We start from the raw sequence: 13,620 nt of genomic DNA on the forward strand, positions 1-13,620 counted from the left end.
CAGGTTGTGTTCCAAAAGCGCGTCCGCTGTTTCTCAGCACCAAAAATCTATTTATTCTACCAATCAAATTGCTCATTTTTATGAAAAACCGGTATGTACCCTTATCCGTCGTGCTGACGGGGTTGAGCCTCTGTAGTGTGGCTCAACCGACACTGGTTGCCTACTCGCCGGGCGCCACCCGCAGCGACGGAGCCCGCCTCGCTGCTGTAGTGCCGGGGCCAACACAACGTACCCCGTATGAACGTACCCAGCCTGGTAATCAGGCGGTTGCCCGACGCATTACGGGTCAGGTGCTCGACGAAAACAACGCGGGTCTACCCGGCGTGTCGGTGATTGAGAAGGGCACGCAGAATGGGACTTCGACCGATGCCAACGGTAATTTTGTCCTGAACGTGGCCGATGACGCCGCTACGCTGACCATTTCCAGCGTGGGGTACGTGACGCAGGACGTCGCCATTACCAATCAGACGACGCTCAACATCAAACTCGTACCCGACAACCGGACCTTGAACGAGGTGGTCGTGATCGGGTATCAGACGATTCGGAAACGCGACGTGACGGGTGCCAACGACGTGATCAATCCCGCCCAGTCGAACAAGGTAACGGCCAACTCACTGGCCGAATCCATTCAGGGCCTCTCGCCGGGCGTAACGGTGCGCAATACGGGGGTTCCGGGTCAGCAGGCCTCGATTCAGATTCGGGGCGTGGCCAGTTTTCTGAACACCGATCCGCTTTACGTGATTGACGGCATGATCGCCGACGCCAACCCGACCATCAACAACGATGATATCGAGTCGATTCAGGTGCTGAAAGATGCCTCGGCAGCGGCCATCTACGGGTCACGGGCGGCCAACGGCGTCATCATCATCACCACCAAGCAGGGTCGCGAGGGCGCACCCCGGGTGGCGTTTTCGGCCAAATATGGCGTGCAAAACATTTATAAGCGCTGGAACGTAACCGATGCCGCGGGGTTTGCCGCCCTGCAACGGCAGCAGTACCAAAACTCGGGCCAGACGCCGCCCGCCAGCGTGGCCGAAGGTACGTTCAACCCGGCTATCAACACCGACTGGCAGGATCAGGTGCTGCGCACGGGCAGCTTGCAGGATTATAACCTGAGCCTCTCGGGCGGCACCAAAACGGGAACGTACCTGATTTCGGGCAGTTATTTCAAGAACGCCGGGTACGTCATCGGCAGCGATTTCGACCGGGCCAGCCTGCGCATCAACACGCGTAACGAACTGGGCCGCTTCACTGTGGGCGAAAACCTGGTGCTGACCAACTCCAACATCCAGAACTTTCCCGCGGGCAACCCGATCTACGACATGGCCGGTTTTCTACCCGTGATTCCGGTGCAGGACCCGCGCTACGTGAACGCCACCAATCCGCAGGGCTACGGCATTGGCACGTACCCAGACGCCGTGACGTACGCGTTTAACCCCGTCGCGGCCCGTAATCTGGCCAGTAACCGGAGCAATTTTGCCAAGGCCGTCGGGAATGCGTATGTGGACGTCAAGTTTGCCGACTGGCTGAGTTACCGCTTCAACGCGGGGCTGGAAGTAAGCTTCGACTACACCCAGAACCTGCGGCAGATCGGCGTGTATCAGTACAATGCCGCCGTGGTGCCTAGCTCCGTTGGTGAGGACCGGTCGCGGTATTACAGCCTGCTGTTTGAACACACGCTGAACTTCAACCGGGCGTTTGGCAAACACAGCATCAACGGCGTGGTGGGTGTCAGCCAGCAGACCGCCCGGCGCGACAACACGGCGGGGTCACGGACCAATCTGGCTACGTCGGGCGGCACCTATTTCCCCACGATCGACGCAGCATCGGGCATTTCCAATTCGGCCGGCGGCACGCCCACCTACTACAAGATTCTGGGGTACCTGGGCCGGGTCAATTATGCCTACAACGACAAATACCTGCTTACGCTGACGGGTCGGGTCGATCAGGATTCCCGCTTCGGGGCCAACTACCGCACCGGCTTTTTCCCGTCGGTAGCGGCGGCCTGGCGCATCAGTCAGGAAGAGTTTTTCAAAGTCGACTGGCTTTCCGATCTGAAAGTGAGTGCGTCGTATGGCAAGCTGGGTATCGTGGTGCCGACCCTCGGTTCATTCCCCTACACGGCCTTCATCAACAACAACCCCCGCGCCATTTTTGGGGTCGACCAAACCGCCAACGTAGGGGCCTATCAGGCTCAGCTCGCCAACCCCGACCTGCGCTGGGAACAGCGGCTGTCGCAGAACTACGGCGTCACGGCCTCGTTCCTGAACAACCGCATCACGACGGAGATCAACTACTACAACTCGCTGTCGACCGATGCGTTGCTGAACCTGCCGGTGCCGGGTTACTTGGGCAATTTGCAGGGTAACCCGTACGTGAATACGGCATCGATCCGCAACCAGGGTTTCGAGTTTTCGGCCACGTATCGCAGCAGTAATCAGCGGGATTTCCGGTGGGATGTGTCGGGTAACTTCACGACGATCAAAAACCGGGTCGAAAACGTCGGCAATCAGGGGCAGAACATCGACTACATCCAGAGCGGCAACACGCGTTCGCAGGTGGGCAACCCCGTGGGGCGGTGGTACGTGCTGAAAACAAACGGCATTTTCCAGACGCAGGAAGAGATCAACAACTACCGCGGACCAAACGGACAGTTGATTCAACCCAACGCCAAACCCGGCGATATCCGGTACGTCGACACGAACGGCGACGGGCAGATTACGCAGAACGACGACCGTCAGTTCGTAGGCTCACCCTGGCCCAAAGTACAGGCGGGCGCCCAGTTCAATGGCAGCTACAAAGGCTTTAGCCTGAACCTGCAATTCTTGGGTGTCTTTGGCTACACGGTCTATAATGATGTGCGCCGCGGCCTCGATAGCTACCAGAATACCAACTTCCGCGCCGACGTGAACCCGTGGTCACCGACCAACACCGGCACTAATGACCCGCGCATCGGGCTGGAATCGGGTGATCAGGGGATTATTTCAAACAACTTCCCCTACACAGATCGCTGGCTCGAAGACGCCTCGTATGTCCGGCTGCGGAACGTCGAGATTGGCTACACCCTACCCGCTTCGTTCCTGAGCCGGGCGAAAGTACGGAGCGCCCGCGTGTTTGTCAGTGGGCAGAATCTGTTCACGGTCACGAGCTACTCGGGCCTCGACCCCGACATCACGGGCGCCAACATTCAGGAGCGCGGTGTCGACAATGGCCACTGGCCGTCGCCGCGTGTCATCTCTGTCGGGATCTCCGGCGATTTTTAACCAACCTTACTCACGTCAATCATGAAAAAGATACTCATCTGTCTGGGGCTGTCGGCCGTTGCCTTGCTAACGGGCTGCAACCGAAATCTGGATATAGTCAACCCCAATCAGCTAACGGCGGAATCGTTCTGGAAAACCGACGCCGACGCGCTGGCGGGCGTTAATGCCGTCTACAGCACCCTGCACCGGGGTGGCATTTCGCGGTGGATGCCGTTTTATTACATCATCCGGTCCGACGAAGGGCGCAGCCAGAGCCCGGCTACCGACATCGTCAACAACATGGATCAGTTTCTGATCACCGATTACAACTACGGGAATGCCTATGCCGTCTGGAACGACAATTACATCGGCGTCAACCGGGCCAATCAGGTGATTCAGAACGTACCCACCATCGCGATGGACGAGACGCTGAAGAACCGGTACATAGGCGAAGCGAAGTTTATGCGGGGGTTATTCTATTACCACCTCGTCACGCTGTTTGGCAACGTACCGCTCACGCTGCAAACGTCGATCGTGGGCGACCGGCCCGCTTCGGCAACGATCGCACAGGTATGGGCGCAGATTGAAAAAGACCTGACCGAAGCCGCGGCGGTCCTACCCACAACCTACAGCGGCGGTGATCTGGGCCGTGCGACGAAAGGCGCGGCCTATGCGTTACTGGCCAAATCACAGATGCAGCAGCAGAAATATACCGAGGCGCTCACGCCCCTGCAATGGCTGGCCGATGGCGAAGGCAAAGGCATTTACGCGCTGATGCCCAACTACCGCGACAACTTCCTGATTACGAGCGAAAACAACCGGGAGTCGGTGTTTGAGTGGCAGTTTCAGATCAACCCGGCCGAGTTTACGGACGACGACAGCCAGACGCCTAACCAGAACTACGGCACCTCGCTATCGCAGTTTTTTGGCCCCAGTGGCATTGGCTGGTCGGATGGGGAAGCCAGCCGCTGGCCGATTTACGAGTTCAACGAACGAACCACCACCAACACCCGCGACCCGCGACTGGAGGCCTCGTTCCTCTTCGACTCGACCGACGTACGCGGCCCGGCGTTCACGCAGATTTACGGGCAGACGTTTTTGCAACGCTACGGCGCTACCAATAAGCGGGTGTGGTTCCGTAAATTCCAGAACGACCACTGGAAGAACGAAGAAGGTTACCGCTCGCCCAACAACTGGCGCTACATCCGCTACGCCGATGTATTGCTGCTGTATGCCGAAGCGCTGAACGCCACGGGCAAAACCACGCAGGCCTACGCCTACGTCGATCAGGTACGTCGGCGGGCGGGTCTGCCTACGCTGACTGCCGCCCGACCCGGTCTCTCGCAGGCGCAGTTTCTGGCGCAACTGAAGCATGAGCGCGTAACGGAGCTGTCGGGCGAAGGGCACCGCTGGAACGATCTGGCCCGTTGGGGCGACCTCGGCCCGCAACTGGCGACCCGCGACCCGGCCTTCTCGACCTTCGTGAAAGGGAAAAGCGAGTTGCTGCCCATCCCGCAACTCGACCGCGACCTGAACCCCAACCTGACACAGAACCCAAATTATTAACGCGACTGGGTTTCGGGAGTATGGCTCACCACAGAGGCACAGCGAACACAGAGGTATGTTTCGTTTTCGATCTGTGCGCTCCGTGTCTTTGTGGTAAACCATTTTAGCGGCTTCAGGACAGGTGTTCACTACAGAGACACGAAGCGCACAGAGGTATTTTAGTTTCTTCTCTGTGCGCTCCGTGTCTCGGTGGTGAACCCCCATCTTACTCTGTGTTAACATTTTCTCAACGATGACGAAATACCTCTTTCTGCTCCTCACGCTTTATCTCATTGCCTGTAAATCGGGCGACAACTCGTCGGGTACGACCACGCCGGTGACGCCCGTCGATACGGTGGGAAAGTTCAGAAACCCCCTCCTCACCCCCGCCCCGGATCCCTGGGTGACCTACCGTGACGGTTTTTATTATGTGATGCATACTACCGGCGGGAATCTGCGCATTTACAAAACCGCCAGCATGAGTCGCCTCAGTGCGGCCCGGCCCGTTACCGTCTGGACGCCGCCCGCCACCGGCCCCAACTCACGGGACATCTGGGCACCGGAACTGCATCACCTCAATGGCAAGTGGTACATCTATTACGCGGCTGATAACAATGGTGTCGACGCTACGCACCGGATGTTTGTACTGGAAAACGCAGCAGCCGACCCCACCACCGGCACCTGGATCGATCGGGGGCAACTGAACCTGCCCGAGAACCGGTGGGCTATCGACGCTACGGTGATTCAGCTTAACAATCAGTTGTTCTGCGCCTGGTCGGGCTGGGAGAATGATCTGGGTGGTTCGCAACAGCTTTACCTCTGCAAACTGACCAACCCCTACACAGCCGAAGGGGTACGTACCCGGATTTCGGCCCCTGATCTGGCCTGGGAACGGCAGGGGTTCGGCGTGAACGAAGGGCCGCAGTTTCTGGTGCACGCCAACAAGGTGTTCGTCATCTACTCAGCGAGTTTCTGCGGCACCGATCAGTACGCCCTCGGCCAGCTTGCGGCCGATACGACCGCGAGTCTGACCACTGCATCCGTCTGGACCAAAGCGCAGAGCCCGGTCTTCGGCCCCTACGCCAACGGCACCACCTACGGCGTTGGGCACAACAGTTTTTTCACCTCGCGCGACGGCAAAGAGAACTGGCTGCTGTACCACGCCAACGCGGCACCCGGCCAGGGCTGCGGCGATTTTCGTTCGGCCCGCATCCAGCCCTTCACCTGGAAAGCCGATGGCACGCCTAACTTTGGCACGCCCGTCAGCCTGAGCGATTACCTCAAGCGGCCCTCTGGCGAGTAGTTTTGTGGGGCGCATGTGTGGCTGACGCACTGTAGAGACGCAATCCCTTGCGTCTCCTCATGATCCCTTGCGTCTCCTCATGGTCGACATACAAAACCTTCACCCCTGACCGCCGATTTACCAACGTCAAATCAACGCATGAAACGTACCCGCTTCCACTTAACCCTGCTCACTACCGCTCTGGCTACGACGGCCTGGGCACAACCGGCAGTTATCCCCGGCGATTACCCCGACCCGTCGGTCATGCAGGTAGGTAACACCTATTGGGCATCGGCCACCTCGTCGAACTGGTTTCCGGCTTATCCCCTGCTGAAATCCAATGATCTGGTCAACTGGGAGAGTGCTGGCAACATTTTCACGAAGCTTCCCGACTGGGCCGACTATTATTTCTGGGCACCCGAAATCACGCAGGAAAAGGGGAAGATATACGTCTATTACACAGCGCATAAAAAAGGCGGCAACCTCTGTGTGGCCGTCGCCAGCGCCGACCGGCCCGAGGGCCCGTACCGCGATCATGGTCCGCTGGTTGGTCAGGCCGACGGCTCCATCGACGGCTTCCCGATGCGCGACGAGTCGGGCAAACTATACCTGATCTGGAAAGAAGACGGCAACAGTATCCGACAGCCAACGCCGATCTGGGCACAACCCATGAACGAAGAGCGTACGGCCCTTACCGGCGAAAAACAGGAGATCTTCCGCAACACCGCTCCCTGGGAAGGCAACCTCGTGGAAGGCGTATCGATGCTGCGGCATGGCGACTATTTCTACGCCATTTACGCCGGGGCGGGCTGTTGCGGCACGGGTTGCAACTACGCAACCGGCGTTGCGCGGGCCAAAAACCTGCTCGGCCCCTGGGAGAAGTACGCCCAAAACCCGATTCTGGCTGACGAAGGCGCCTGGCGCTGCCCCGGCCACGGTACGGCCATCGAGAAAGACGGCAAGTACTATTTCCTCTACCACGCCTACGACAAGCAATCCAACGTGTATACTGGTCGGCAGGCGCTGCTGAAAGAGTTTACCTTCATGGCCGACGGCTGGGTACGTTTCCTGCCTGAAACCACCCTGCTGGGCAGCACCAAACCCGCGCCCACTACGCTCTCTGACTCTTTTAAAGGCAAAACGCTCTCCGATCAGTGGCAGTGGTCGGTGTTTCAGCAACCGGTTTACCAGCTCCGCAAAGGAGCTTTGCATCTGGCCGCCCAACCTGCCAAAGGGGGCAGTTCGGTGGCGCAACGGACCCTGACGGGCAACTACACCGTCACAACGACCATCAACCGCAAACGCTCGACGGGGCAGGCCGGTCTGGCGGCTATCGGCGATGACAACAATGCCCTGGGAGTATCAGCTACCGACCACAATATTCAGCTCTGGAAGCTGGAACGAGGCCAGAGAACCGTCATCACTACTCAGCCCCTGCCCCGCTCCAAATCGGTCACGCTACGCCTGACCGCGCAACAAGGGCATCTGTTTTCGTTTGCTTATGCCACCGATGGCAAAACCTACCAGCCACTGGCCACACAGCCCATCGACGGGGCCTACCTGCCGCCCTGGGACCGCGCCGTTCGGGTGGGGCTGACGGCTGTCGGCAATTCGGATCAGCAGGCGGTTTTCGACGACTTTGTGTTGCAGGCGGCTAGTCTCTAAGCAATTTCTAAGGTTTGATTAAGCTGGTTCTAAACTAGCGTGACCTATTTACGGCACAACCATCCGAGGTGTTCCCGCCAATACATGGCGGGGCACCCGACTTGACGTTATGCCCAGTTCAACGCAACCCCATTGGCCAGACACTGACAACACATTCTATTGGGAAGACAGTGGTTGGGTGAATCCGCCCTTCGACGAATACCGAATTGCCGAACTAGACCCGCCCACGTTTACCCCCGCAGGTACGTTGGACGCCGCCGCGCAGCAGGTCGTTTGCCTTAAAAAGGAAGGGATCAACACGGTGATCATCGCCGCCAGTCGCCTGGAAGCGCTCGCCGACAACGACCTGGAACCGACAGCCAAACTGGCGCATCAACTCCGTCACTTTATCGACGTCTGCCACTACGAAGGCATTGCTGTTTGCCTCGACATCGACTACAGCCTCCTGCAACAACAGCCCGACAGGCAGCCGCGTATTATCGCCAACGCGCTGATGTGGTTCAGTGATTTTCATATCGACGCCCTGCGACTCGCCGACAGCGAATGCCTGCCCCATCCCGACCAGACGCTCCGGGCCATGCGCCGCGCCCTGAACCAGCTCACTACCCATACGGGTCGGCAATATTACCTGCTGGTCGATTGCGAGGCCTCGCCCGTGACGGTACGGGGGCAACGTACCCAGCGGTTTCTTTGCCCGGCCGATCAGCCGCAGTTGGTACAGGAAAACCCGGCCCCCAGCCATCATACGTCACGCCTGTCGGCGAAACGGATTTACCGCCGCGACTACCTGTATGACAACCGATTTGCCCGCTTGCTTAGAGCCTTCTTCGGGCGTCAGAAACAGCCTCTAAGCACTTTCTAAGGTTTACTTAAGGTCTATCTAAAGCGGACGGGCGTTTTTGTTGGTATGTCTTATTCGTATCAACAAACTCGCCATACCATGAAGTCATCGTTTAACCGACTGATTATTGTTTCGTACCGGCTTCCGTTTACCATCCATCAAACGTCCGACGGACCGGCGCTTCATCAGAATTCGGGCGGGCTGGTGTCGGCGGTGCTGTCGATGGCCGAACGGCTGAGCCAGGCCGATGGGCAACCGACCAAGATTCACTGGGTTGGACACGGCGACTCCGTGTTGCGCGACGTAGACCCCGCCGTGCTGGAAAACGAGGCGTTTGTCGCGCACCCGGTTTTTCTAGACGAAGCCGTTAATCAGGGGTTTTACGAGGGATTTAGCAATAATTTACTCTGGCCGCTTTTCCATTATTTCCCGTCGTATGCCTCGTTTCAGGAGGCCGACTTTGCCCATTACCAGCAGGCTAATGCCGAGTTCAGGGATGTCCTGACGAACCTTGCCCAGCCGGGTGATCTCATCTGGATTCACGATTTCCAGCTCATGCTGCTACCCGAATTGGTGCGGCAGGCGCTGCCCGATGCCACCATCGGCTACTTTTTCCATATTCCCTTCCCGACCTACGAGATCGTAAAACTGTTGCCCCGTTTGTGGCGGCAGCAACTGATTCAGGGGGTGTTAGGGGCAGACGTAGTGGGGTTCCATACAACCGACTACGCCCAGCATTTTATGCAAAGTGTGGCCGAGGTGCTGAACCTGCCCATTCTGGAACAGCGCGTGGTGTTGCCCGACCGGTCGGTGCAGGTACGTGATTTCCCGATCAGCGTCGATTTTACCAAGTTTGACGGCAGCGCCCAGAGCGATACCGTCACCGGCATCCGGCAGCGATATCAGCGGCTGCTGGGGCACAACCGGCTTATTTTTTCGGTCGATCGCCTCGACTACACCAAAGGCATCACCTACCGCCTTCAGGGTTACGAGCGGTTTTTAACTCAACACCCCGACTGGCATAACAAGGTGACGTTTGTGATGACGGTGGTGCCCTCACGCGATCAGATCGGGCAGTATCAGGAACTGAAACGGGAAATCGAAGAGACGGTGGGGCGCATCAACGGTCGGTTTGGCGGCATTGGCTGGCGGCCCATCGTGTACACCTACGCCTCGCTCACCTTTACTGAACTGCTCGCGCTCTACACTGCCTGCGATGTGGCGCTGATTACACCCATCCGCGATGGTATGAACCTCGTCTGCAAAGAGTTTGTGGCGAGCCGGTTCGATCAGCGGGGTACGTTGGTGCTCAGTGAGCTGGCCGGTGCTGCGCAGGAACTGACCGACGCCATTATTATCAACCCGACCGATACGCAGGAGGTAGCCGACGCCATCGAACAGGGCCTAACCATGCCCGAGCCCGAGCAGGCGCTGCGTATGAACCAGATGCGGCACCATTTGCAAAACCACAATGTATTTCGGTGGAGTCACGATTTTCTGGCGGCCATCGCCGAAAGCCAGACGCCCCGCCCCACGCTGGAAACCAATCTGCCGCTCGATACCTTCAGTCAGGCGTTTGGGCAAGCCAGTTGCCGGTTGCTGCTGGTCGATTTCGACGGCACCCTGGCCCCCATCGTGAATAATCCGGCCGATGCCCGCCCGTCGGCCACGCTACGCCTGACGCTGGGCGAACTGGCGCAGCATAGCGACCTCGTAGTGATCAGCGGTCGGAATCGATCATTCCTGGAAAAAACCTTCGCGGGGTTGCCGGTGTATCTGGTGGCCGAGCACGGTGCCTTTCTGAAAAAACCGGAGCAATCATGGGAGAAACTTGACCTGTCCGTACCCGACTGGCTGGCTCCCATCCGCGGCACCTTGCAGCAATATGTAAACCTGTTTCCCGGCTCGTTCGTGGAAGAAAAAGAAACGGCTATTGCCTGGCATTACCGTATGGTCGAGGCCGACGATATCGAAGCCCGGGCAGTCGATCTGGCGACCAATCTGCGGGGGTCAGCCTCGGTAGTGCCGCTCAGCGTGATTCAGGGGAGCAAGGTCGTGGAGGTGAAACCGGCGCAACACAGCAAAGGCACAGTGGCGCTGGCGCTGGCCGAACAGAAACCCTACGATTTTATCATGAGCATCGGTGACGACACCACCGACGAAGATATGTTCCGGCAGCTGCCCAACTGGGCCTACACCCTGAAAGTGGGGCCGGGGCTTTCATTTGCCCGCTACCGGCTGGCCCGGCAACCCGACGTGGAAACGCTGCTCCGGCAGATGAGCGAGGTTCTTACGCCCGTGCTGTAAACGCTATCGGGGTACGTTGGCCGGTTGGCGGGCCGCAGTTGGTTCCGCTTCGGTGGCGTTGGTGGCCGGGGCGTCGGTAGGCCGGGGTAGCTGCCGACGTTGGCGCAGCAGGTGTTCGTAATGCGGGGGCAGCGGGCCGGTCTGCGACGACTGGCAGCCGAACTTCGCGCTGGTGAAGTAACTCAGCACGCCGATCAGGCCAATACCGCTACTAATCAGGATGATCGTCAGCATAATGGGTGGCGTTTCTGCTTGTGTTGGCAGAGACTGTCCCAAAGGAGGCCGGACGCCTTAAGAAGTGGCTTAAGGAAAACTTAGAATTTAATTAGAGCACCAAAAGCCGGGACAAGTGCGCCCGGCCGGTGTTATAGCTAGAACACAAATCAGCTCAGCCTATGAAACTGCTGCTTGTTGAAGACGAACCCAAGACCGTGCAGGCTATTCGGCAGGGGCTGGAAGAAAGTCAGTTTGAAGTCGATGTTGCCTACGATGGCCTCATTGCGCGGCGACTGGCGCTCAAAACGAATTATGCGCTCATCATCACCGACGTGGTATTGCCGGGCATGAATGGTTTTGAACTGGTGAAGCAACTGCGGGCCGAAGGGCTGGCCACGCCCATTCTGCTGCTGACGGCGCTAGGCGAAACCGACGACAAAGTGATGGGGTTCGACTCCGGCGCCGACCAGTACCTCACCAAGCCGTTTCAGTTTACCGAGTTGCTGGCCCGGGTACGTTCGCTCACCAAGCGCGGCACGCAGGTGTCGATGACGGCCCAAACCCTGCGCTATGGCGGCGTTGAACTGAACCTGGACGCTAAGACCGTGATGCGCGAAGGCCAACCCATCGAACTGACTGCCAGGGAGTTCACGCTGTTAGAGTTTCTGATGCGCAACCAGGGGCGGGTAGTCTCAAAACCGACCATCGCCGAGCATGTCTGGGACCTCAACTTCGACACGGGCACCAACGTCGTGGAGGTGTATATCAACTATTTACGAAAGAAACTTGACCGTAATTTCCCGACCAAGCTGATTCATACCCAGTTTGGCATGGGCTATGTTTTCAAGGAAGAATAGATGACCATTCGCAGACGCCTGATCGTTCGGTTTACGGGGCTGGTGTCCAGCATCCTGCTGCTTACATTTGTCAGCATCTATGCCTTCTGCTGGTATTTTATCTCGTCGGATTTCTACCGGCGGCTCGACCGGAAAGCCAACACCATGGGCGATATGCTCATTCGCCACCGCCTCGACGCCGACCTGATTCGGCAGCTCAACCGCATCCGGCGCGATCAGTTGCCCAACCAGAAAATCCTGATCTACAATGGGCGTGATACGCTCATCTTCGCCACCAACGAGGCGCTGTCGCTCACCATTCCCAAAAATACGCTGGACGACATCCGGCGTGTTCAGCAAAAAGACTTTCGGCAGGATGGCTATTACCTGTCGGGGAGCCGCTACCTAACGGCCGATGGGGCGTTTGTGGTTGTTGCGAGCGCCCAGAACGTCTACGGAGACGATTTTCTGTATCGTCTGCGTTGGGCCCTGACCGGACTGTTAGGGCTCATCATCGGTATTACTACGCTGGCTGGCTGGATCTTCGCAGGCGACGCCCTGCGGCCCGTACAACAGATTGAGCGCACCCTGAGCCATATCTTTCCGAACAACCGCGACGAACGCCTGTCGGTCAAGGGTAATGCCGACGAGATTAGTCGGCTCTCGGGCACCATCAACCGGCTGCTCGATCGGGTTGGTGAGTCGTTTCGGTCGCAGCGGCTCTTTGTGGCTAACGTATCGCACGAACTAAAAAACCCGCTTACGCAAATCAGTTCGCAGTTGGAGGTGAGCCTGCTCAAACCACGCGAACCGGCCGCTTATCAGGCCACCATCCGTTCGGTACTCGACGACGTAAGCGAGCTGGCAACGCTGACCCACGAACTCCTGCAACTCTCGCAGGTACAACAAGATACGGCGGTGCAGCTGCTTACCGACGTGGTTCGTATCGACGAACTGGCCTGGGACATTCGCGATGCGGTGAGCGGGCTTAACCCCCGCTTCCGGATTACGGTCACGTTGGGTACGTTGCCCGACGAACCCGACCAACTGGCGATACCGGGGAACCGTACGTTGCTGGCTACGGCGCTGAAAAACCTCACCGAAAACGCCTGCAAGTTTGCCTCCGACGGGCAGGCGCAGGTGGCCGTGCACATCACGCCCAATGGCGTCAGGCTGACCATCGCCAACGAAGGTCCGCCCATTCCGGCCGATGAACTACCCTATCTCTTCGAGCCCTTTTACCGCAGCCGCCAAACGGCCGATCAGGTACGTGGCTATGGCGTAGGATTGGCGCTCGTTGAGCAGATTGTACGGCTGCACCGGGGGCAGCTCAGCGTGCAGTCGGCATCGGGTACGCCCACGGTTTTTACGATCGAGCTACCCCGCTAGCAGGGCTCTTTTCTAAGCAAATTCTAAGGGGTTTATCAGCAGTGCTTAATCAACGCGAATCAGTTTTGCGTAACACATTTCCGCTAGCCGATGCTCTTATTAACCAACTCCGACCCCCGTTTCGCCTATTCACCGCAACCCTCAGCCATGTTTGCCAGCGCTCCTGTGCGACCGCTGCGGCCACAACGCCCCGACGAAAAGCCCCCCCGACGCCCCGATTGGCTCCTCATCATGGTAGGCGTGCTGTTCATGATCACGCTGCTTGTGGCCGGGCTGGTCTTTATGCCGCTCTAGCAG

10 protein-coding genes are annotated in these 13,620 nt (G+C 58.3%); 9 read left to right on the forward strand and 1 reads right to left on the reverse strand.

Features of this window, described 5'->3' with window-relative positions:
• Nucleotides 1–80: 80 nt before the first annotated feature.
• From ACAW74_RS02470 to ACAW74_RS02495, 6 genes are all read left to right on the forward strand, one after another.
• Entirely contained in the window at nt 81–3,263 is a 3,183-nt protein-coding gene (locus tag ACAW74_RS02470) for a SusC/RagA family TonB-linked outer membrane protein (protein WP_370696602.1), read from the forward strand.
• A gap of 21 nt (nt 3,264–3,284) precedes the next feature.
• Entirely contained in the window at nt 3,285–4,808 is a 1,524-nt protein-coding gene (locus ACAW74_RS02475) for a RagB/SusD family nutrient uptake outer membrane protein (RefSeq protein ID WP_370696603.1), read from the forward strand.
• A 232-nt stretch (nt 4,809–5,040) separates the two neighbouring features.
• Complete coding sequence (locus ACAW74_RS02480) at nt 5,041–6,090, forward strand: glycoside hydrolase family 43 protein (protein ID WP_370696604.1); 1,050 nt, start codon at nt 5,041–5,043, stop codon at nt 6,088–6,090.
• Between the two features lie 138 nt (nt 6,091–6,228).
• Nucleotides 6,229–7,734, forward strand: a complete 1,506-nt coding sequence (locus ACAW74_RS02485; RefSeq protein WP_370696605.1) for a family 43 glycosylhydrolase — start codon at nt 6,229–6,231, stop codon at nt 7,732–7,734.
• Between the two features lie 109 nt (nt 7,735–7,843).
• On the forward strand, nt 7,844–8,596 hold the full coding sequence (locus ACAW74_RS02490; RefSeq protein WP_370696606.1) for an alpha-amylase family protein: 753 nt from the start codon (nt 7,844–7,846) through the stop codon (nt 8,594–8,596).
• A gap of 78 nt (nt 8,597–8,674) precedes the next feature.
• On the forward strand, nt 8,675–10,882 hold the full coding sequence (locus tag ACAW74_RS02495) for a bifunctional alpha,alpha-trehalose-phosphate synthase (UDP-forming)/trehalose-phosphatase (protein WP_370696607.1): 2,208 nt from the start codon (nt 8,675–8,677) through the stop codon (nt 10,880–10,882).
• Between the two features lie 3 nt (nt 10,883–10,885).
• Here ACAW74_RS02495 and ACAW74_RS02500 read toward each other — a convergent pair whose 3' ends face one another.
• On the reverse strand, nt 10,886–11,116 hold the full coding sequence (locus ACAW74_RS02500) for a hypothetical protein (protein ID WP_370696608.1): 231 nt from the start codon (nt 11,114–11,116) through the stop codon (nt 10,886–10,888).
• A gap of 161 nt (nt 11,117–11,277) precedes the next feature.
• Between ACAW74_RS02500 and ACAW74_RS02505 the strand changes: the two genes are divergently transcribed.
• The 3 genes from ACAW74_RS02505 to ACAW74_RS02515 all read left to right on the forward strand — a co-directional run bounded on the left by ACAW74_RS02505 (nt 11,278) and on the right by ACAW74_RS02515 (nt 13,617).
• On the forward strand, nt 11,278–11,955 hold the full coding sequence (locus ACAW74_RS02505) for a response regulator transcription factor (RefSeq protein WP_370696609.1): 678 nt from the start codon (nt 11,278–11,280) through the stop codon (nt 11,953–11,955).
• Nucleotides 11,956–13,323, forward strand: coding sequence for a sensor histidine kinase (locus ACAW74_RS02510; protein WP_370696610.1), 1,368 nt, complete (start codon nt 11,956–11,958; stop codon nt 13,321–13,323).
• 90 nt (nt 13,324–13,413) lie between these two features.
• Entirely contained in the window at nt 13,414–13,617 is a 204-nt protein-coding gene (locus ACAW74_RS02515) for a hypothetical protein (protein WP_370696611.1), read from the forward strand.
• Nucleotides 13,618–13,620: the final 3 nt, after the last annotated feature.

The sequence above is a fragment of the Fibrella musci genome, from assembly GCF_041321105.1.
In the GTDB taxonomy this organism is placed as follows: domain Bacteria; phylum Bacteroidota; class Bacteroidia; order Cytophagales; family Spirosomataceae; genus Fibrella; species Fibrella musci.

Coding starts and splice junctions, on each gene's coding strand:
- ACAW74_RS02470 (WP_370696602.1), top strand. CDS start 81: ATGAAAAACCGGTATGTACCCTTATCCGTCGTGCTGACGGGGTTGAGC.
- ACAW74_RS02475 (WP_370696603.1), top strand. CDS start 3,285: ATGAAAAAGATACTCATCTGTCTGGGGCTGTCGGCCGTTGCCTTGCTA.
- ACAW74_RS02480 (WP_370696604.1), top strand. CDS start 5,041: ATGACGAAATACCTCTTTCTGCTCCTCACGCTTTATCTCATTGCCTGT.
- ACAW74_RS02485 (WP_370696605.1), top strand. CDS start 6,229: ATGAAACGTACCCGCTTCCACTTAACCCTGCTCACTACCGCTCTGGCT.
- ACAW74_RS02490 (WP_370696606.1), top strand. CDS start 7,844: ATGCCCAGTTCAACGCAACCCCATTGGCCAGACACTGACAACACATTC.
- ACAW74_RS02495 (WP_370696607.1), top strand. CDS start 8,675: ATGAAGTCATCGTTTAACCGACTGATTATTGTTTCGTACCGGCTTCCG.
- ACAW74_RS02500 (WP_370696608.1), bottom strand. CDS start 11,116: ATGCTGACGATCATCCTGATTAGTAGCGGTATTGGCCTGATCGGCGTG.
- ACAW74_RS02505 (WP_370696609.1), top strand. CDS start 11,278: ATGAAACTGCTGCTTGTTGAAGACGAACCCAAGACCGTGCAGGCTATT.
- ACAW74_RS02510 (WP_370696610.1), top strand. CDS start 11,956: ATGACCATTCGCAGACGCCTGATCGTTCGGTTTACGGGGCTGGTGTCC.
- ACAW74_RS02515 (WP_370696611.1), top strand. CDS start 13,414: ATGCTCTTATTAACCAACTCCGACCCCCGTTTCGCCTATTCACCGCAA.